At 46.2% G+C, this 22,035-nt stretch carries 15 protein-coding genes and 1 pseudogene; 9 read left to right on the top strand and 7 right to left on the bottom strand.

Annotation, left to right across the window (positions count from 1 at the left end; translation table 11 throughout):
- The coding region (locus GPL15_RS02715) for a hypothetical protein (protein WP_346344883.1) at window positions 1-308 on the top strand (308 nt) is incomplete at its 5' end.
- 598 nt (window positions 309-906) lie between these two features.
- Window positions 907-1,109, top strand: a pseudogene (locus tag GPL15_RS27250) (transposase); the annotation flags it as partial.
- A gap of 214 nt (window positions 1,110-1,323) precedes the next feature.
- Here GPL15_RS27250 and GPL15_RS02710 read toward each other — a convergent pair.
- Window positions 1,324-1,641, bottom strand: a complete 318-nt coding sequence (locus GPL15_RS02710) for a hypothetical protein (RefSeq protein ID WP_215695743.1) — start codon at window positions 1,639-1,641, stop codon at window positions 1,324-1,326.
- Window positions 1,642-2,127: 486 nt separating this feature from the next.
- On the opposite strand from GPL15_RS02710, the gene GPL15_RS02705 reads away from it, so the two are divergent.
- Window positions 2,128-9,537, top strand: a complete 7,410-nt coding sequence (locus GPL15_RS02705) for a LamG-like jellyroll fold domain-containing protein (protein ID WP_215695741.1) — start codon at window positions 2,128-2,130, stop codon at window positions 9,535-9,537.
- Between the two features lie 187 nt (window positions 9,538-9,724).
- Here GPL15_RS02705 and GPL15_RS02700 read toward each other — a convergent pair whose 3' ends face one another.
- Window positions 9,725-12,502 (bottom strand): response regulator, encoded by a 2,778-nt coding sequence (locus GPL15_RS02700; protein WP_252198055.1) that lies wholly within the window; start codon window positions 12,500-12,502, stop codon window positions 9,725-9,727.
- Window positions 12,503-12,794: 292 nt separating this feature from the next.
- Here GPL15_RS02700 and GPL15_RS02695 point away from each other — a divergent pair, with 292 nt between their 5' ends.
- The 4 genes from GPL15_RS02695 (at window position 12,795) to GPL15_RS02680 (ending at window position 15,944) form a co-directional block, all read left to right on the top strand.
- Complete coding sequence (locus tag GPL15_RS02695) at window positions 12,795-13,517, top strand: GntR family transcriptional regulator (protein ID WP_215695738.1); 723 nt, start codon at window positions 12,795-12,797, stop codon at window positions 13,515-13,517.
- A 142-nt stretch (window positions 13,518-13,659) separates the two neighbouring features.
- On the top strand, window positions 13,660-14,445 hold the full coding sequence (locus GPL15_RS02690; RefSeq protein ID WP_215695736.1) for a MerR family transcriptional regulator: 786 nt from the start codon (window positions 13,660-13,662) through the stop codon (window positions 14,443-14,445).
- Window positions 14,446-14,482: 37 nt separating this feature from the next.
- Window positions 14,483-15,211 carry an ABC transporter ATP-binding protein gene (locus GPL15_RS02685; protein ID WP_215695734.1) on the top strand — a complete coding sequence of 243 codons (729 nt, stop codon included), beginning with the start codon at window positions 14,483-14,485 and terminating at the stop codon, window positions 15,209-15,211.
- Window positions 15,201-15,944: an ABC transporter permease gene (locus tag GPL15_RS02680; RefSeq protein WP_215695732.1), complete on the top strand. Its 744-nt coding sequence runs from the start codon at window positions 15,201-15,203 to the stop codon at window positions 15,942-15,944. The genes GPL15_RS02685 and GPL15_RS02680 overlap by 11 nt, the downstream gene beginning before the upstream one ends.
- A 21-nt stretch (window positions 15,945-15,965) precedes the next feature.
- On the opposite strand, the gene GPL15_RS02675 is transcribed toward GPL15_RS02680, so the two are convergent.
- A complete protein-coding gene (locus GPL15_RS02675) occupies window positions 15,966-16,250 on the bottom strand; it encodes a hypothetical protein (protein WP_215695730.1) in 285 nt (94 codons plus the stop codon).
- Between the two features lie 204 nt (window positions 16,251-16,454).
- Between GPL15_RS02675 and GPL15_RS02670 the strand changes: the two genes are divergently transcribed.
- On the top strand, window positions 16,455-17,096 hold the full coding sequence (locus GPL15_RS02670) for a Maf family protein (protein WP_215695728.1): 642 nt from the start codon (window positions 16,455-16,457) through the stop codon (window positions 17,094-17,096).
- A gap of 176 nt (window positions 17,097-17,272) precedes the next feature.
- Here GPL15_RS02670 and GPL15_RS02665 read toward each other — a convergent pair whose 3' ends face one another.
- The 4 genes from GPL15_RS02665 to GPL15_RS02650 form a co-directional block, all read right to left on the bottom strand.
- Window positions 17,273-18,049, bottom strand: coding sequence for a sulfite exporter TauE/SafE family protein (locus GPL15_RS02665; protein ID WP_215695726.1), 777 nt, complete (start codon window positions 18,047-18,049; stop codon window positions 17,273-17,275).
- Window positions 18,050-18,075: 26 nt separating this feature from the next.
- The gene (locus GPL15_RS02660) at window positions 18,076-19,389 is read right to left on the bottom strand and encodes an amidohydrolase family protein (RefSeq protein WP_215695717.1); all 1,314 of its coding nucleotides are present in this window, start codon (window positions 19,387-19,389) and stop codon (window positions 18,076-18,078) included.
- Between the two features lie 293 nt (window positions 19,390-19,682).
- Complete coding sequence (locus tag GPL15_RS02655) at window positions 19,683-20,129, bottom strand: hypothetical protein (protein ID WP_215695715.1); 447 nt, start codon at window positions 20,127-20,129, stop codon at window positions 19,683-19,685.
- Complete coding sequence (locus GPL15_RS02650) at window positions 20,130-20,978, bottom strand: DUF3100 domain-containing protein (protein WP_215695713.1); 849 nt, start codon at window positions 20,976-20,978, stop codon at window positions 20,130-20,132. It lies immediately after the preceding gene.
- Between the two features lie 229 nt (window positions 20,979-21,207).
- Between GPL15_RS02650 and GPL15_RS02645 the strand changes: the two genes are divergently transcribed.
- Complete coding sequence (locus tag GPL15_RS02645; protein WP_215695711.1) at window positions 21,208-21,903, top strand: Crp/Fnr family transcriptional regulator; 696 nt, start codon at window positions 21,208-21,210, stop codon at window positions 21,901-21,903.
- The last annotated feature ends 132 nt before the right edge of the window (window positions 21,904-22,035 follow it).

Genomic DNA, 22,035 nt, shown 5'->3' with positions numbered 1-22,035 from the left:
ATAGAAGTAGTATTAACTCTGAACTTACATCTAAACTAATGGAATGTGTTATAGAATATATTGCTGAAGCCATAAAGCGTAGGGACACTTATTTGGAAGCACAGAAAAATTATAATAATGGTATGAAAAAAATCAATGATGATATTTTGAGAAAGAAACAAGAACTAAGTTCACTTGGATTATTTGCTTTCTCAAAGAAAAAAGAATTAAGTGTCTTGATTGCTGGTAAAGAATTAGAATTAGAATTATATAAGAGAGATAACGTTCTTGAAAAATTATTCAATGCTTACGAGAAAATGTATGTATAGACTTTATAAGGATTTGAAAATAAAACTGAGTTCTTGTTTTTTTGTTTATTTTACATGGTATATATCCATATGTTAGGTATTTGAATTTTCATAATGATTATCTACCTGTACACAGATTAATTTTACATTTGATTTTCTTTAATACAATGAGGAATATGGAGTTATAATTATGTGGGCGATAACTTGTAAGGGGAATGAATAAAAGTAGCTATGATCGAGTTGTATATTACTATAGACAGAAAGATAGGGATACGGTGAAATAGGATAGTCTTAGTGTCAAAATATTCGATTTGAGGAAGTGTAAAACCTAATTTAAGAGCGCAAGATTGCGCTGAACTAAATTGGGGGGGAGTGATGCATGAGAAGAACAGATATGGGGGCATCAAGAACAGGCTAGCTAAAAGTGTAAAATACGCTTAGTGACCCTGCTGCCTCTCAGTACTTTAAGTATTATCTTATTTTAAACGTGTATCTGATAGAACCTTATATAAGCCAGTCAAAACTGTAAATTATATACGCTGTGTCGACAGAAGAAACTGCATGAAACAAACTGGAAACATTCTGGGACAAATGGGATTCCAAATACCCCAAAATCTAAAAGTCATAGAAGGATAACTGGGCGACCCTGTCCACGGATTTTAAGTACTCAGGAGTGGTAAGACGCTTGATATATACGACCAACGCTATTGATGATCCAATCGGCAACTACGGAAAGTGACCAAATCCAAGACGATCTTCCCAACCGACGGCAGGCTGCTGGAACTGTTGTATCTTACCATAATGGATATCACGAAAAAATGGACTGTAAGCACCAAATAATAATGCATCCAAATATAAAATCACCCCAACTCACAAAGGTATGGAGTAATTTTATATTTGGATGCATTATTATTTGGTGCTTACGTATTGCACTGATTTTGGCGTTTATACAAAACTTGAAATAGTCTTGATTATATAAAAGAAAGTGTAAAACCTTAAAAATTCAATAGGCTTTACACTTTGAATGCGGTTAATATTATGCGGTCTTTTCTAATTCAGCAATTCGTTTTTCTAATTCTGTAACCTTTTTGATTAATATTTCAACGGTTTCATTGCTGTATCTGGTTGCGTTGATCTCATTTTGCATTATGTCCATGCGTTCTGATAGTCTATCAAATTTTTTTGTGTAGATGTTATGTAAGCGTTCCATTTCGTTGAGTAGTAATTTCTCTGAATTATAGATATCATCTTTGGTGGCCATGTTAGCAATATCGTCTTTGGTAGCCATATTAGCGATATCGTCCTTAGTAGCCATATTTTCAATAATATATTGCAATTGTTGTTCAACAGTCATATCTAATTCCTCCTCTAAACTTGGAATACATAAATATTGTACCATACGCAAAGTGTAAAGTCTATTGAGTTTTCAAGGTTCACAAGAAGCCGTGGAAGCATAATTTATTAAAAATTCCCGCGTCCAAATTATAACCCCACCTATCAATTGAAACATTTGATGAACATGTAAAGTTTTACATATATAACGCCAAAATAATTGCAATTCACAGTTAAAACACTTAACAATCTGATAAAAATGAAAAATAATAATAAATCACATGAAACTGTAAAAAAATACAGGCTTATCACAAAGGCTTTATATCTTCCGCATAAAATCTGATAAAATAGGAAAGTTTTTCAAAAAATAGTCTATGTAGAATTAGAATTATTTTGAATACAATTAAAATGTCACAAAAATAGCGATGCAAACCGTATCTGAATTGTGTGATTTTTTCAAAAGCAATATAACGGTGGCATTCGAGAATTTAAGAAATAAGGAGGGGCTATGTGGAATAGAAAAAGAGTTGCCAGCCTGGTACTTGGAATTGCGGTAACTTCGTCGAGTATGATGCAGGGAATGCCGGTTTATGCTTCAAATGCTGATATGACAAATGGACAGATAGCAGAAGAACTGACAGAAGGTCTGCTGGAGGAAGCACCAGAAAATTTGACAGAGAACGTAACAGACGAATCCACGGAGGAACAGACGGAGGATTCGACAGAGAATTTGACAGAGGAATCTACAGAAGATTCACTGGAAGAATCCACAGAGGGATCGACAGAAGAATCCACAGAGGAATCAAACGAAAACACAACAGAGGTTTCGACGGAAGATTTAACGGAAGAATCCCCAGAGAATTCAACAGAAGATTTAACGGAGGAATCTACAGAAGATTCAACCGAAGATTTAACAGAGGAATCCCGGGAAAATTCAACTGAAGACATAACAGAGAAATCTCCGGAGAATTCAACCGAAGACATAACTAAAGAATCCACGGAAGCTTCAACAGAAGAATCCAAAAATGATACATCAGAAGAAATCAAAAAAACGGAAAATGAGAGCAAGGAAGATCCTACAGAGAAACCAAGGGAAGATCTGATCGATAAAACGATGGAACTTTTGCCGGATCATGTGAAGATACCGGATAAAATTGATGTTGCTACCCCGGCAAATGCGTCGAAACTGCAGAATATAAATAATGGGAAAACCCATATTGCGGTGTTTGCCGGAACTATTCCTGAAATTGATGGGATTACATGGGCAGAGGTTGTAAACGAAGATGATTTCCAGACGCCCTACAGCACTGTGCCGCTGACTGCCGATGATGATACCGAGTTTTTGGTGGAAGTGGTTCCGGAGAACCTGGTATATTTTGTCGACTGTGCCGCAAACAATGATTCGCCGGCTTATGATGCAATTGCAGATTTGACAGGCAGTACATTAAAAAATAAAACAGCGGATGCGCCTTGGGCCGATGGCAGTGTTTGGGGCTATACAGGCGTAAAGTCAGCCAAATCAGGAACCGATGCCTCAGATAAAGATGATACCGGTTTTTATGGGAATGATGGGGCGGGCCATCCCATTTCTTATCAATTTACGCTGGATCCCGGCACATATACGATCACTTCATCCCACAACGACTGGTGGAAAAAAGACCGCCCAATGAGCATGCGTTTGAGCTATGACGGAAAAGTGTTAAATGCAGGTACGGTTAATTCAAGCGGAACCAATGAATTCACCTTTACATTGGATGAGAAGCAGACCGTAGCTTATGCTATAAACAATACTGCATGGGAAGCAGCCGTGGTGAGCTGGATTGCAATAGAGGAATCGGATGCAGGGGACGTGCCGCCCGTCATTTCTTCAGAGGCATTGGAAGATATCGGCGAAGTGACCGCGAGAACAGGCGCCAGCCTTCTGCCGGATTATGGGGAAGGCGATATGCTGGTGGTTTCCTCAGAATGGATAGACGGCGGCAACAGCGCTGTAAACGGCGGCGGCGTGATCACTGATGCGCCATCCTATTTGAAAAAGCCCCAGTTTACATTTTTTACTGATTTTACATTTAACAGTTCCCATGACAATACATCAGCATTGCTGATCGGAAATGCGGATAATCATTTCAGGCTGATCCCCAGAAAAAGTGATGGGAAGGCCCTGTTACGGTCAGCGAAAGATGGAAAAGATACTGATTTTACCATAAAAGCAGACATTGCAGCAGGCGCCTGGCATTCAATCGCAGTGCTGTATGAAGAGGATGGTGACCAGGGCTATGTGACCCTTTGTCTGGACGGAGCGCAGATTCTCGATTCCGCCGGCCTGGGATATAAGCTCAGCGAACAGGACGACTTGACTGCCGGCTTTGGAATTACATATAAGACCGGATTTATGAGATCCGGAAAATACGATAACATTACGGTAGTTGACGGATTTGATGTGGAAGCGGCCAAGGAAGAGACAAAGGAAAGAGCAGATTTTAAGAATTCCAATTCCGCTGAACGAATCGTAATTGACGGAAAAGCGGTGGAAAAAGCCGCGGAAAACATGAACGGCCTGACCTTTAAAGGCTTTGGAGTGCTGGACTGCAACAGCACCAACGCCCTTCTCCTGGATTACAAGGCCCAACAGCCCGAAAAATACTGGGAGATGATGGAAGTTCTCTTTGGCGGGGAAAACCCCATCATGCAGCATATCAAGGTAGAGATGGGCAATGATAAAAACAATTCCACCGGATCCCAGGCATGTACCATGCGCACCTCCGATGAATATCCTGATGTGACCCGCGTTACCGGATTCCAATTGGCAGCGGACGCCAAGAAAATCAATCCAAACGTGAAAGTCAGCCTTTTGTATTGGCGTTCACCGGGCTGGGTGGGCAGCAATCGGAACAACATCTATAAATGGATGAAAAACACCTCCATTGCCGCTTATCGAGAGTATGGTTATATGGTTGATATGATCAGTCCCGGAGTGAATGAGGAAAAGGATGATCCCAACTGGATGAAGCAGTTTAACCAGTGGGTGGAAAATGATACCGAAGGTATGATCAGCAATGACCCGTCAGTGGCCGGTTTCCGTGATGAAGAAGCGGATCTGTTCCATAAGATTCAGATTATTATGTCTGATGAAGTGGGAATTGCCTCCTGCGGCCCCCAGTTGACCGGTGATGCGGCTTTGCGGGACGCAGTTGAAATCATTGGTTACCATTATAACACAAATGACGATAGTGCGGGCAGTTTTACAAGGCTGGCAGAAGAATTTGATAAGGAAATCTGGAACAGTGAAGCCCAGGCTACATTTGGATCCACTGCCGACCGGCCCAATAATAACATGGAGGATAATGCTGATCCGGGCACCGGCATCGGAGGAAACGGAAGCGCCCTGGAGATGGCCAATACGGTCATCAAAGGTTTCGTGAATTCACGCCGTACTCATTTTGTATACCAGCCTACCTTTGGCGCTTTTTATGAAGGGACACAATATAATTATAAAGATGTTATGGCAGCCCGGGACCCATGGTCCGGTTATGTGAACTTCGATGGAGCATTAAATATCATGCAGCATTTCACAAAATTTGCTGTAACAGGATGGGAATACGATACACCAGATGAGAACGTGGTATGGCGTGCTATCCCCAGCGCCAGCAAAAGCACTGCCACGGGAACGAATCCGGTAAACGGGCGTAACGGCGAAGATAACTATATGACGCTGGCAGCGCCGGATAAATCCGGTTTTTCAGTTATCATCAATAATGACAGCGGAAGAACCAAGACATTTACCATCTACCCAAGAGATATGGAATTGGGAGTAGACGCCCAATTGGAAGTTTGGGAAACCAGGGAAGCGGATGAGGGACAGGTATATAATGAAAATTATATGAAATGTGTGGATACGTTATCGCCCGCAGAAGACGGCACCTATGTTGTTACTGTGAAACCCTGGTCGATTGTTACCGTTACCAGCCTGGATATGGATGGCAGACAGGAGGAACTGGCTCTTCCCACAGCATCTGAAGACGGAAGATATGTTCTGGATACGGATGAAACCGGGAAAGTGCAGAATACGGAAGACGGTTATCTCTACGTTGATGATTTCGATTATGAAACCATGGGAAATGTATCCGATTACGAAGACGGCCAGATCATAGAAGATGGCGGAAAAAGCTTTATAGAGAGCCGCGGCGGCAGAAACGGATTCTATCCTCTGTATACCCAGGATACAAACGGTACATTTGAAGTGGTTATGGATGAAAGCGGCAACGGGGTACTGCGGATGAACGGACAGACCGGCGGAAGCTGCTGGAACGGCGGCGAACCGGCCACAATCCTGGGTGACTACCGCTGGACGAACTATAAAGTGAGTGTGGACTTTAATTTGAATTCCACATCGGAATATCTGCTGCTGGGAGCCCGCCAGAGAGGTTCGGCAGGAGGCGGAGATAACAAGGTGTCCATGTCCGCCTATAACGTGGCGATGAACCGGAACGGAAACTGGATTCTCCGCAGACACAGCGCTGAAATTGCCAAAGGCACGGTACAGGTGAAGAATCCGGGAGCCTGCAATGCAGCCCTTAAATTAGCCGGTGATACCATAACCCTCTACATTGAAGGTGAAGAAATCTACACTTATACAGATCCTAACCCGCAGTTGGAAGGACGTATTATGCTGGGGGTAGGCCTTCCGGGCGGCAATTGGGGGGCAGGTGAATTTGATAACCTGAAAGTAGAGACAATTCCCGGTTATACCCCTTATTTTACAATGATACACGACAATCTCCACATGAAGGAATGGGGCGGTGACAACGCCGGAGGAGATGCCCTTGTATATGACGGAAATTGGAGCCACAGAAACCAGGTTGGTTCCAATGTATCCCAGCGGACCCTTTCCAGCACCAGTGAAACAGGGGCTGGAATCAGCTATACGTTTAACGGAACCGGACTGGCTCTGATCGGGCCTAACGGCGGTTCGGCAAAAGTTAATGTGGAAGCAGACGGCAAAACCATATATATGGATGCACCTACAATCGCTACTAATTCCCATCAGCCATTCTTTATATTGCGTGGTCTGGAAAATGGTGAGCACACAGTCAGGATCTCTCTGGCAAGCGGCAGGCTGGAAGTGGATTCCGTAGGTTATATAACCCCTAATGAAAGTACCGGCAGACAGGTGGATCTGAGCGGGCTGCAGGAAACAATGGCAGCTATGGATAATCTTAATGAAAGCGATTATGACGCGGATTCCTGGAAAGCGTTCCAGGATGCTTTAGACGCAGCTCATGGAAACAGATGGAATTTGGAAGTTGTTAACCGCATTATCAGCGATCCCGCAGGATACGGGGCGGATCAGGAAACTGTAAATGAAATTGCCGGACATTACCGTGAAATTCTGGACAAGCTTTTAAGAAATGACGCGCCCGTAGAAATTATATCTACGGAAGGCATCCCTCAGTTTTTAGCGGTTCCTGTCAACGGAACCCTGGCGGATATTAAGGGCGGCACCCTTCCAGATACGGTTTCTGTCAGAAACTTAAACGGCACTACAAATGACGCGGCAAAGATAACATGGACCCTTTCCGGCGATACGGGCGTTGCATACGGTTCTGCAAAAATTATCGGAACGGTTGTGGGCGGCAAGAATCTTACGGTAACGGTCAATGCGGAAGTTGTCCCTTCCGGAATGGTGTATTTCATTGATCCGGGTACGGATGACCAGACCATTTATAACTTATATAAGGCAGCCAGCCCTGAACTGAAAAATGATACAAATGATAAGATTTCGGAAAACGGAAGCTGGGGACGCAATGTGGCGAATTTGAAGGGCGACAATAGAAATCCGTTTGATAAGTTGGATACCGGTATTTTCAGCAGTGAGGACATTGTGTATACATTGCCGCTGGGGGCGGGAATTTATACCGTGACGGCAGGATTTACCGAATGGTGGGGTTACGGCCGGGATATGAGCCAGACAATTTCTTATAAACTGGCGGATGGAACCACAAAGACCGTAAAGGGAGAGGCAGTGAGCTTTGGAGCAAAAGGAAGCGCTGTCAGTTCAACCACATTTATGCTTCCTGAGGACGCGGCCGTAACTTATACATTATCCAAGACAAAGAGCCAGGATTCCGTAATTAGCTGGCTGGCGGTTACAAAGACCGGCATCGGTGAAGAGACTAGCTGGGGCCCTGTATTTGAATCCAATGAAAGCAATCAATGGGCCGGCCTCCTTACCAGCGGAACCGTAGTGACACGGGAAGACGATGAGCAGGGCCAGGTACTGCATATGAATGCAGCCGGAACCACTTATGTTCAGTTCGACCCGCAAGCCATTGATTTCACCAGCCGTGAAACAATGACTATGGGCTTTGATCTCAAGTCGGAAACTGCGGACGGCAATTTCTTTACCTTGGCAATCGGACAGGATAACAATAAATATTTTTATATGCGTACCCGTAAAGATTCCACCTACACTGCCATTACAAAAGAAAGTTACGACAAAGAACAGGGCGCTGAGGCTCAGGTTGAAACTTATAATAAATGGGTGAGGGTAGATCTTGTCTTCACTCCGGAACAGATTATCCTTTATATGGACGGCGTGCCGGCCAGCACAATCGACAAGGATATCCTTATGACGGATCTGGGCAAAAACCCGTCTGCTTATCTGGGCAAGTCCTTCTATAGCGGAGATAAGTACTTTGCAGGAGCGTTTGATAACATTGAAGTATACAACCGCGCCCGCAGCGCCGGGGAACTTTCATTGTCCTATCTGGCAGGAAAAGCAGGCAGGCTGAAAAAAGAGGAATATACTTCGGCAACCTGGAACGTATTTGAGACGGCATTTAAAGAAGCAGGAACCGTTCTGGCGGATGCGTCTGCATCGGCAGAGCAGAGGACTGCGGCCCAAACCAAGCTTCAGTCAGCCATGGATGGGCTTGTAAAAGGCACAAATATGGGTGATCTGGAAGAACTGGTGAACAAGGCAGAGGGGCTGAAAGAGGCGGAATATACCCAGGCGAGCTGGACCGCATTTGCAGATGCTCTGACAGAGGCGAAAGAGGTTCTTACAAATGCCTCCGCAACAAAAGAAGAAAAAGACGGGGCCAAGGCTAAGCTTCAGAAAGCCATGGATGAACTTAAAAAAGCGGCAGATACTGCCGGTTTAGCCGGTCTGGTGGAACTGGCGGAAAAGCTGAAAGAAAAAGATTATACCACAGTGACCTGGAAGGCACTTGAAAAGGCTCTGGCAGAGGCCAAGGCCGTGCTTGCAGATGCTTCTGCAGCAGAAGAGGAACTTTCGGCAGCACAAGATAAGCTTCAGGCAGCCGTGGACAGCCTCATAAAAGCGGACAGCGGATCCGATAATGGCTCCGGCAGCGAAGATTCTAATGGAGACGGCTGGGATGAAGATTCGGATGATGGCGGCTCGGGAAGCAGCAGTTCTTCAGGCAGCAGCGCCGCTGGAAGCAGGAACCGTGCAAAGACGTCTGCATCCTCAATCACGGAAGTGACGGGTTCCATCCCATCGACCACCAAATCCGGAACCTGGAAGCCTATGACAGACGGCACGTGGAAGCTGGTTAAGAAAGATGGAACCACTGCGAAAAATGAATGGGCCCAGATTGATAACAAGTGGTATCTCTTTGATGCCAATTCCCAGATGGCTCAGGGATGGGCCAAGGCCAATGACATATGGTATTATTTTGACCCTGTCAACGGTGATATGAGAACCGGATGGCAGATGGTAAATAACAACTGGTATTATTTTGATCCCGCAGTTGGAAACATGGAAACCGGATGGCGTCTAATAGAAGGAAAATGGTATTACATGGATCCGGTTAATGGGGATATGAAAAAAGGACGTATTCAGGTGAACGGACTCTGGTTTACGTTGGGAGAAGATGGGAGCTGGGTGCAGTAAGGTAAAACATTCATTTAATTGATTGGCAAGTGGAACGCCGGAAATCCCGGAAACGAGAGGGGGCGTCAGGCCAAGCCGGAAACATCGGTTTGGCCTGATGCTCTCCCTCATGTTTCCGGAATTTCCGGCTGTAAACCGCCTGGTGGCTGACGGTAGTTTGATTGAACCATGGGGGAATCGGAGGAAATTACCGCACAGCTATGTATTTTTGAAGAATATCGATCAATTGTTTGATATCAATCGGTTTCGCAATGTGTTCGTTCATGCCTACGCTGTAGGATTTGCCCACATCGGTGGTGAATGCGTTGGCGGTAAGAGCCAGGATCGGTATGCTTTGGGCATCCGTCCGATTGCTGTTTCGGATGGCGGCGGCAGCCTCATATCCGTTCATAACCGGCATCTGGATATCCATCAGCACGGCAGAATAATAATTGGGGGATGAGGCATTGAAGGCATCTACGGCGCATTGGCCGTTTACTGCTGTCTCCACTTCCAATCCATGCATCTGAAGGAGTTCCACTGCGATTTCCCGGTTCAGCTCATTGTCTTCTGCCAGCAGGATCCGCTTTCCGCATAGCGGCTGTTTGGCAGGTTTTGCACTGTCTTTGCAGTCAGACGGACTGTCGATTGACAAGAACAACTGAAGCACATGCATCATCTTGGATTTAAAGAGCGGTTTTGTTATGAATGCGTCCGCTCCGGCATTTAAGAATTCTTTTTCTATGTTTGAATAATCATATGCCGATATGATTATGACCGGCACGCTTTCTCCCAGGTTTTTCCGTATCGCTTTTAAAGTCTCCAGACCGTCCATTCCGGGCATTTTCCAATCCAGAATCACTGCAAAGAAATCCTCTCCCCGCTGGTGGGCGGCCGATGTCTGGAGTACGGCTTCCGCACCGGACATAACCCAGGTCCCCCGCATGCCCAATTCGTTTAGAAGGGCTGTGGCGCTTTCACATACGATGCGGTCATCGTCAGCAACCAGAACGGGGAGCCCTTCTAATTCCTTGCTGCAGTTCATTTCCTCATCCAGAAGATCCAACTGTACGGAAACCGTGAACTGGCTGCCTTGGCCTAACCGGCTTTTGACTGCGATAGAACCGTTCATCATATGTACAATATTTTCCGTAATGGTCAGTCCAAGGCCGGTGCCCTGGATTTTGCTGATGCGAAGATCATCGGCCCGGGAAAAGGGTTCAAAGAGGTGGGGTAAAAATTCTTCCGATATGCCGATCCCTTTGTCTGAAATAATAAACTCGAAAATACCTTTTCTTTCAATTGCGGAAGGGATTTCTTTTATCTGCAGGCTGACTTCTCCTCCGGCCGGCGTATATTTTATGGCATTGGAAAGCAGGTTCATGATGACCTGCTGCAGGCGGTCCCCGTCGGCTGTAACTTTTTCATGGTTTACCTGGCTGGCGCTCACTTTAAAGTCCAGGTGTTTTTCAGAAATCAGGGGTTTACACATGTCCATGATGTTCTGAACCAATTCAGGTAGGTGGATTTCTTCCGGCATGAGATCGATTTTCCCGCTTTCGATTTTGGACATATCCAATACCTCATTGATCAGGCTGAGAAGATGGCGGCTGGATACATTGATCTTATTTAAACAGTCGCTGACCTTATCGGGGGCGTCCAGGTTCGCCCTGGCAATGGCCGCCATGCCTATGATGGCATTCATAGGCGTCCGGATATCGTGTGACATGGAGGAAAGAAAGTTGGTTTTGGCCGAATTTGCCACGCGGGCCGTCTGGTAGGCATCTTCCAGCGCTTTCTGCTGCCTTGCCTGTTCTTCCCGCTCCTTTGTCATATTGATGCACATGCTGTAGAAGGAAGGGATTCCGTCCCAGCTATTTTCACCGCTGGCATAGCACAGGGTGAGGGTGAGGATTCTGGTTTCCCCACTGTGGGTGGTTCCCCGCACTTCCAGAACCGCGCTGCTGCCGGTGGCCTGTATTTCGTTCAGTACAGATTCTATGCGCTTTTTGTCCTCCGGGTGAAGATAGGAGCACTGGCTGTGGAGTTCTTTTTCAAACTGATCCTCCGTATATCCGATGACATTGAGGAAATCGGCGCCGTACCACAATATGGTATTCCTGTCCCGGGCGTCCAGCCGCATAAAACCGCCTGGGATGGTCCGCAGAAGGGCATCCCGTTCCCTGTCTTTTTTCGCCAGCTTGTATTCGGTGCTGAACATGTCATGGGACAGTTCGATGCGTGCCTTGTGTCCGTACCAGTCGATCATCCGGTTTTTTATCATAAAAGTCCGGGAGAGAACAGGATTTTCAAATTCCCATTGGTAAAATTCGTCAGATGTCAGCCGGTCATTGGTGCAGAAGGGGCAGGGGGAGGTCCGGCCCTGGATAACTTCATAACATTTGCGCCCGATCATGTTTTTCGTGGTGCACTGCAGGGTTTCCAATGCTACCCGGTTCAGATATAAAAGTTCATAGGTATCCATATCGCTGATATAGACATTTCCCACATATTCATCCATCATCCATTCAAAATATTGGCTTTTCAGGTCTTTTGAATGAACCAGATCGCTGATATCCGTATGGAACGCAGACAGCACCGGGGATCCGTCGGCCGTATGGCCGGTGATGGAGCCGTTTGTCCGCATCCAGATAAAATTCCCGTTTTTTAAAGGCATGCGGCAGTCCACAGAAAAATGGCCGGAGCCGTTATTCGCAGCATTTACCACTGCATTCTGGAATAAGTTAAATTCTTTGGGATGATTTTTAAAGTATTGTAGGAAATTGGGAAAACATCCGGTAAATTCCTCTTTTTCATAACCGACGCTGTTACAGAACGCAGGATTTGTATATAGGAGAGTAAATTCCTGATTCAGTAGAAATATGCTGGCTCCACTGCCTAAAGATTCCATGAAATTGATAGGTCCGCATCCTGCGGCGAAAGGATTTTGAAGCCGGTCTGAGTTTAAATTCTCCTGAAAATCCATAAATACACTCCTTTATTGGTATGAACTTGTTAATTAATATGTTGAAATAAGAATAAACTAGTTCATATTATATCGGATTGGAAGGGCAAAAGCAACATTTTAATATGACAAGGCGCATCACGCTTAATGAGACTGGAAACAGCAACAGAAAAAGAGTTAATCGTGGAATAAAACCGGAAAATCCCTTGACAGATACGGTTAAAATCGGTATGATCATATAAATGGTTATAGATATATATGATGAATATAACGAGTATAATGACTTGAACAACAGGGGATGTGAGGGGATATCATGAATGAAAGCAAAGTTACGCCTCTATACCAGCAGGTAAAAGAGGATATTAAGAATGCCATCGAGCAGGGCAGGTATAAAGCGAAGGAGAAGATTCCGTCGGAACCGGAACTGAGCGCAGAATATTCGGTGAGCCGCATAACGCTCAGGAGAGCTGTGGAAGAGCTGTGCAATGAAGGTTATCTGATCAAACGCCAGGGGCAGGGGACATTTGTCAGCACTCCACGTATCCATCGTAAGATGGCAGGCGGTAACCGGATGGAAAGTTTTACAAAAACCTGCCAAAACTATGGGATGCAGGCGGGAGCCAGGCTTTTGAGCCGCCAGATTGTACCGGTACGCCAGGAAGAACAGGAGTTTTTCGGACTTGGGCCCGATGATCTGCTGGTATATGTGGAACGTCTGAGGACCGCCGACGGCCTTCCGATTTTTTTGGAAAACCAGTTTTTTCCGTACCGGGAGTTTAAACGCCTGATGGAAGAGAATTTGAATGACGTGTCCTTGTTTGAAGTGATAGAACGGATTTCAGGGAGAAAGCCTGTGGACAGCACCAGGCGGACCCTGGAAATTGCCCGGGCCTCTGTGGAGCAGGCACAGAAATTGGGAATTCCTCTGGGTGAGCCCTTAATGTACCTGAACAGCTACTTCATCGATCAGGATGGAAAGCCCTTATGCATCGGGCGTCAGTATTATATTGGAAGCCGCTACATGTTTGATTTATAAAAAACTCAAGAGAAACTCCGGCGTCAGGCGTGGGAAATGCCTGATGCCGGAATTATTTTTGCCGGAAAATCCAATACCCTACACTATAACACCAGGGTTAAAAATTGTGATTTAATGAAAGGGAGACAGGAGGGAAATGGATATGAACACATACAAAACGTCTGACATAGCCAAAATGTTTGGCATACACGTGAACACGGTCCGCCTTTATGAAACATGCGGCCTGATACCGAAACCTGTCCGGCAGAGCAACGGTTACCGGGTTTTTACGGATATTCATGTGGAACAATTTAAACTGGCCCGGGCCGCGCTTAAAGTGGAAGTGCTGCAGAACGGTTTGAGAAAGCAGGCGGTCAATATTATTAAGATATCGGCGGCAGGAGATTATGAAAAGGCGGCAGATCAGGTAAAAAGGTATGCAGCCCAGATTGAGGAAGAGATGGAACATGCGGAAGAAGCCCTTAAAATAACCCGCCGCATCCTTTCGGGAGAAGATAACCACCGCGAAAAACAGCCCCGTGAATTTACGCGAAAAGAGGCGGCGGACCTTCTTCACGTCACAATCGATACTCTGCGGAACTGGGAACTCAACGGACTTTTTACGGCGAAACGGCAGAAAAACGGATACCGGATCTATACGGAAGATGATATGCAGCGTCTGAAAATCATCCGTTCGCTCCGGTGTGCAAATTATTCCCTGGCGTCCATATTGAGGATGCTGAAGGCTGTATCGGCTGACCCGGATACCAATATCAGGGAAATTATCAACACTCCCGGGGAAGACGACGACATTGTGACCGCCTGTGACAAGCTTCTCACCTCTTTGGCGGATGCGAAAGAAAATGCCCAATTTGCCTCCGGCCAAATTGAAAAAATGAAACAGTTAGCGAAAAAGCCTACATTTAACCACCATACCTCCCAACCGTGATATTCTTGATTCACATTAAAAACAGGAGGTAATAATTATGGAATGTGTAATCCAGGTTTCAGGGCTGGCCAAGTCCTATTCCGGTAAACAGATCATTGAAGAGATTGATATTTCTGTGTTAAAAGGGGAGGTCTACGGACTGCTCGGACCTAACGGTGCAGGAAAGAGCACCACGGTGGAGTGCATGCTGGGAACCAGAAAGGCGGACCGCGGAACCGTTACCATTCTGGGTTTAGACCCGGTCAGGGACAGAAAAAAGCTGTTTGAACATGTGGGCGTCCAGTTTCAGGATGCAAATTATGCGGACAAGATCCGGGTAGAAGAGCTTTGTGAGGAAACGGCCTGTTTGTACAGCGATTATGCTGACTATGAATCGCTGCTCCAAAGCTTTGACCTCCAGGATAAAAAAACAACATTTATAAGTGAACTGTCGGGAGGGCAGCGCCAGCGGCTTTTTATTATTCTGGCCCTCATTCCCAACCCGGAGGTGGTATTTTTAGACGAACTGACCAGCGGTCTGGATGTGAAAGCGCGCAGAAGCGTGTGGAAGAGCCTGCTCAAATTAAAACAGCAGGGAATGACTATATTTTTAACTTCTCATTTTATGGATGAAGTGGAAATGCTCTGTGACAGGATCGGGGTGTTAAAGGGCGGCAGAATGGCATACACCGGTACTGTAAAAGAATTTGTAGGACTGAGCCCATACGATAAACTGGAAGATGCCTATCTGTGGTTTACGGGAGAGGAGGAAGCGGATGAGAAATAGATTTTATACCATCTTTAAAACAGAATTGAAATTATCCCTGCGGGGAGTGGATATGATCATCTTTGCCCTTTGCATGCCGGTGGCTGCGGTGGTTCTGCTGGGAATGATTTACGGGAGCGGGCCTGCCTATCCGGGAGCGGAATACTCCTTTCTGGAACAGTCCTTTGGGGCGGTTTCCACGATTGCCATCTGTGCGGGCGGCGTTATGGGTCTCCCGCTGGTGATCTCAGATTACCGTCAGAAAAAGATATTGAAACGCTGCAAGGTGACGCCTGCCGGCCCGGTTCTTTTATTAATGGTCCAGGCAGGGGTTTATGCCGGATATTCCCTGGCCTCCCTCATTTTGGTGGGGCTGGCCTCCGCATTTTTTGGCGTCCGCATGCAGGGTTCCTGGGCGCTCTTTCTGGCCTCTTATATCTTAGTTATGATTTCCATGTTCAGCATTGGTATGCTGGTGGGCGGAGCAGCACCGGATGTGAAGACGGCCGGAATAGCGGCCAGCATACTGTACTTTCCCATGCTGATTCTTTCCGGGGCCACGCTCCCGTATGAAGTGATGCCTCCGGCTTTACAAAAGGCTGCGGACCTGCTTCCTCTGACCCAGGGAATTAAACTTCTAAAAGCCATTTCCCTGGGGCAGCCAGTGGAAAGCGTATGGATGCCGTTTTTCCTCATGATTGCAGTTGCCGTCCTGTGCGGAGGGGCTGCCATAAGATTTTTTAGGTGGGAATGAGTTTTCGCGCTGTGGACAGGGTTATTTCCTTCTGCTTTTTATCAGTCCTGCGATAAAGAGCAGGAGGGAAACTGCAAAGATTACAGCTCCGGTTATGAGTACAATTTTATAATTATGCATCTGCCGGAGCCATATTTCCATGGTCATATCGGTGGACGGGGCTTTGCCGAATAGCTCCACCCCTGTCAGTATGGCGTCATAAGCCTGGGAGGCGCGGCCGTAGTTCCGGTATCCCAAGAGGAACATGACGAAACCGATTATGGTTCCCACCATCCCTATATCCTTTAATAAATGTTTCCCGTTCATGAACAGCCCCCCTAATCATGTTGCTTCTCTTTATTTTGCAGCAGTTTAGACGATTTTTAGACCGGCCTTTTCGGTCAGGAAGATGAAACGTCTGAACTTTTACTCTATTTTAGCATAAACTCAAATATTTGTAACTTCAAATGTTGAATCTGAAGGCTTGGTGTGATATATTGTTCAACAATACAATCATTTGGAGGAAAAACCATGAATCGCATTATTTTGGCATCGGCATCGCCGAGAAGGAAAGAACTTCTCCGCCAGATAAATTTGGAACCGGAAATCGTTCCCAGCACCATTGAAGAAAAGATCACCAAAACGGAGCCAGATCTGGTGGTAATGGAATTGTCAGAACAGAAGGCCATGGATGTGGCGGATACTTACCGGGGAACCAAGGCTGTTGTGATCGGCGCGGATACGGTGGTCGCTTATCAGGGCAGAATTCTGGGAAAACCCCATTCCGAAGAGGAAGCGTTCGAAATGCTCTCCAGCCTTCAGGGGAACACTCATCAGGTGTATACAGGTGTTACGATCATCAACTGTGAAACCGGAGCCAGGGAAACCTTTGCCGAGCGGACGGAGGTGCTGGTTTATCCAATGGAGGAAGAAGAAATCAGGAATTATATCGTCACCAACGAACCCATGGATAAGGCCGGGGCCTATGGGATTCAGGGGCGGTTTGCGGCATATATACGGGGGATTCATGGAGATTATAATAATGTGGTGGGACTGCCGGTGGGGAGGGTTTATCAGGTGTTGAAGGGGATTTATGTAAAGGGCGATGTAAAGGGCGATGTAAAGGGCGATGTAAAGGGTGAGGGCATTTACGAAAATGGCTTGGGGGTTTAATGTAAAGGGCGAAGGCATTTACGAAAATGGCTTGGGGGTTTAATGTAAAGGGTGAAGCCATTTTCAAAAATGGCTTGAGGTATGATGTAAAATACGATGTTAAAAAGGTGACCGGATCCGTTCCTCTCACGGTTCCGATCACCTTTCCTGCTAACGTACACACTTAATTAAAAGTATCATTTCAAAAGATTTGCAATCATATAAGCTGCAATCGCGATTGAAAACACCGCCACCCCCATTTTCAATGGCTTTTGCTTAATCTTATGAGCGTTGGAGCTGCCAATTACCACACCGGCTCCATGTGCTAACACGGTAACGGCGAGCAGCAGGCCCATCTGGGAAATGTCACACTGCATCATATATCCGGCGCAGGCCGGCAGGGCGATGAACACGGAATCGAACAAAGCGACGCCGATGGACATATGAACCGGCATTCCAAGGGCTACCAGCAGGGGCATGACCAGAACAGGCCCGCCGGCCCCGGATAAGGAACAGACTGCGCCGGTTATAAAACCGAAGAGGATGACGAACAGCGAAGAGTCCAAGAGGCTCTTTTTTTCGTTGCCATTTTCAGCTTTGCTGCTGCCTGCAGGTTTATCCTTCCGGCACAGGATGGAGATTCCGGAAAGCAGAACCACCAGGTATAACAGCATTTTTGCCTGAACCGGTGTGATAAGCGCATTTAACTTCACGCCCAGCAGTCCGCCGAAAAAACTTCCTATGCTGATAATAATGGAAAAACGGACGTCCAGATTGCCCTGTTTGTGATAGTTATAGGAACCGATCACGCCGGAGACAAAAAATGCGAGAAAGCTGAGCGCCAGCGACTGCCCCACTGGGAATCCTAAAAGTCCTGCGTACATCATGGGGAGAAGAAAACCTGCTATCCCGCAGATTCCGATAAATCCCCCTACAATAAAGTTGCCAAGAAAAGTTATTAATATGACTGACATAGTGTCCTCCGTTTAACTGCCAGATCCTATGATTCAAAATACCGTCTGGCAGAATTCATGATTTTTTCTTCATCCAGGGTCAGAACCCGGCGTTCTCTCATAATCCATTTTCCGTTTACCATCATGTCGGCAGTATCCCCGGCATTGACGCTCTCAACCAGGGTGTGGGTCATGTTGTTGGTTGGGAACAGGTGAGGCTGGTCGATGTTTATGGAAATCAAATCGGCTTTATAGCCTTCTTTGACAGCGCCAAGGCATTTCTCTTCCCCCATGAGGGCGGCTCCGCCGTTCAGTACCATGGAAAGAATGGTTTCAGCCGGCATGATAACCGGATCGGCTCCTGCGGTTCCCCGGGTCACATTCATCACGGAACGGAAAATTTTCATTTCGTTCCAAAGGCTCATGCCTCCATGGGCGGTCCCGTCCGTTCCAAGGCCCACGGAAATGGACCGGGTGAGGAGAGCCGGGGTGTTCGGGGCTGCCTTTCCACAGTTGCTGAAAGGACAGTGAACGGCTTTTATATGGTGCTTTTTCATCAGGTCCATTTCATTTTCCGACATGAGAAGGCTGTGGGCGCTGACGAAATTGCTGCCCAAAACGCCAAGGGAATCCAGATATTCCATGGGCCGTTTCTGATATCTCTCCAAATGATAATTGATCTCATTGGGATATTCATTCATATGAGCCTGAATGAAAGCCCCCCTGTCTTTGGCGTGGGAAAATGCTTCCGTAATCAGTTTGGGTGTGCAGCTTATCAGTGAGCGGAGAGAATAGTAAATCTTTAAACAACCTCTTCCATTCCATTCTTCATAGAGGCGGTCCGTAGAGGCCACCGCTTCTTCGGCTGTCTGACGGATGGTGTCCGGCAATTTAGGATCATCCATGGTGGAATGGGACAGAGCACCTCTCAGGCCTGATTCCAGATATACTTTGGCGGCCTGCTCCATATGGTAACTGCCCGCGTCCACAAATGATGTGGTTCCCGATTTTATCATCTCCAGCGCTGCCAGCCCGGCGCTGAGTTCCATCATTTCAGGGGTCAAAGTGCTTTCAAAGGGGAGCATAATCCGGGTCCAGATCATGGGAAGGGCATCCAGGATTTTTCCGCGCAATAGCTGTTGTCCGGTGTGCATATGTCCGTCCGTCAGCCCCGGCATCCATAACAAATGTTTCCCATCCACAATTTCGGCCGGCTCATATTGGCTGCCGGCCGAAACTGCATCTGTGATTCCCAGGATCTTTCCGTCAAGAACGGCAATGGATTTTCCTTTTGCCACACTCATGGTCTCATCTAAATAAGCAGTGTTATGTAATAAAATATCACAAAAAGTTTTCTGCATGTTTTCCTCCATTCCGAAGCGTAAAGCGCTGAGGAAGGCGTGCCAAATGTCAGATTTGGCACTGCCATAGTGGAAATTGTGACGCTTCTGCACAATTTCTGTGTTGAAAAAAGCGTCCATCAGGAGCTTTTTTCAACGTTCCTCCATTCCGAAGCGTAAAGCGCTGAGGAAGGCGTGCCAAATGTCAGATTTGGCACTGCCATAGTGGAAATTGTGACGCCTCTGCACAATTTCCGCGTTGAAAAAAGCGTCCATCAGGAGCTTTTTTCAACGTTCCTCCATTCCGCCATATATTAAATAGCATTAGTCAGGCTCAGAACGAGCTGGGAAACAAGGGCCGATCCGATAAAGGTTCCGGTCATTACCAGAAAGCCGATCAGAATCATTTTCCATCCCTGTTTTGCAAAGTCGCGGATCTGGTCGCTGATGGAGATTCCTGCAAATGCGCCCACCATGGTTAACGGCGCTGTAAAGTTGATCTTTCCGGCCGATTCAATCACAAAGTCTTTCACCGGTGAAAATGGGCAGGCGGCCAGAAGTCCGATTATGGAGCAATATGCGATGATAGGCAGCTTTAAAGGAACGATTTTGCTGACGCCCACTGCAGCCAGGGAAATTAAGAGCAGGACGCAGATTCCCGGAAGCGATTCCAGAAGCCCCACTTTAAAACCAACGAAATTAGCCAATGCTATGCCGAGACCGGCTACGATAAACATGACAGCCCATTCAATATAACGCATTTATTTTTCCCCCTTTTTAAACATTTTATCGGATATTGGTCCCAGTTTTGGCTCTAAAATCCTGTACAGCCAGTTACACAGCGGAACTCCTACGAAAATAGCCACATAAATGCCGGTGATGCCGGAAATAGTCTCACTGGTGCTGGCGAGAGCCGCGATCTGGTCGGCAAACTGTGGATAGATTTCCGACAGGCTGGCGGTTGCGGATGCCATCATGATTCCTGCGCCGACGCCTGAGGCCATGCCTAAAGCATATGGATGGAAGAAGTTGAGGGCTGCCACTAAAGTTGCCATAAATCCGAAATAGATTGTACCGATCATACCGCCGACTATGTAAATAGAAAGGCTTCCCCTTGCTTCGGCAGAATCAGGTCCGAACATGTCGGTGATCAGAGCCAGATTGGTTTCCCGGTTGATGGAGTGGGTTGCCCCGATGGCCTCCCGTTTGAGCCCTAAAAGCAATGCGACCGGCAATGCCAGGAAAATGGTTCCCAAGTTCCCCACCTCCTGCAGGATTAAAGCAGGACCGGCTGAAATAACAGCTTCGATATTGGCCCCCGCGTTGATGCCCAGCTTCGCGATAAATGGGCAGATACAGACGATTACCAGCTTGGAAGCCGCCTTTACTTCTTTTTTCTTAAAAATTTTCAGCACTTCAGGACCGGATACAATGCCCAGAAGAATGGAATAAAAGATAGGAAACAGGATCAGGGTTCCAGGGCCCAGCGGAATTTTAATCTGGCCGATAAAGTCAGCAATAATTATGAATAAAAATGCTGCGAGAATAATTCGGTATTCCGTTCTCAGACGCTCTTTTAATCCGGAATATTGATAAGTTTCTTGTTTCACGATGCTTACCTCCTAAAGTGAATATTTTTATTCGTTTCTTTATATTCATTTTACAAAAACCATTGTGCAGAAAAAAGGACAAAAGTACCTTTTTTAGAAATTTTTGTAGTATAATAAAAATGATTCTCCCAACAAATGCGCCTCACTCCTCAAAATGTCTGATTATTTTGCGGATGCAAACCATTTGTGGGAAGAAGCGGAATAAGAATACGAATTTTGGAGGGGTTTCATGACACTGGAGCAGCTGATCGTCAAATATCCGAAAGTTGAACCTTACATAAGGAACATGCCCGAGGAGATTAAGAAGCGCTATACCATTAAAAAGTTTCCTCCCGGCCATATCATTCACCAAAAGCATTTTGCGCTGGATTATTTCGGGATTGTGTGCGATGGGGATCACCGGGTGATCAATGAATTTGAAAATGGAAACATTTTTATGATTGAAAAAAATGAGGCGGTGGATTTTGTGGGAGAGGTGACCATTCTGGCCGGAATGGCGGAAACTTCCGTTACCATTGAGACTATTACGGAATGTACCATTCTCATGATTTCCAGAAAAGACTTTGAAAGCTGGATTGAACAGGATATCCAGTTTTTGAGGCTGGTAGCTCAGAAAGTGGCGTTTAAACTTTACCGGTCTTCCTACACCAACGGGGCAAAACTGTTCTATCCGCCCAATTTCCTGCTGTTGGATTATCTGCTGAAATATGCGAAGGAGAAGGGGATTGAAAAGGAAAAACAGGTGGTTGTAGTTAAGACCAGGCAGGAGCTTAACGAGGAATTGGGTATGACGGTTAAAACGATTAACCGTACCATTGGAAAATTGAAGGAAGACGGACTGGTATCGATCAGGAAGGGGAAGATGGTTATGGATTTGGAACAGTATGAGAGGGGGAAGAGGGAGATCGTTTATTATGTGAAATGATGGGGGACTTTCCGGAGTGTTAATTTATTTTTACATAAAGGGTGTTACAAGAAGGCGTTTACAGGAAGGATTTTACATGAAGGGTGAAGCCATTTTCGAAAATGGCTTCACCCTTCATGTAAAATCCTTCCT

Origin of the sequence: Clostridium sp. MCC353, from assembly GCF_018785315.1 — a bacterium.
In the GTDB taxonomy this organism is placed as follows: domain Bacteria; phylum Bacillota; class Clostridia; order Lachnospirales; family Lachnospiraceae; genus CHH4-2.
The sequence above is the reverse complement of the archived record's forward strand: the minus strand, read 5'-3'. Positions and strand labels throughout refer to the sequence as shown.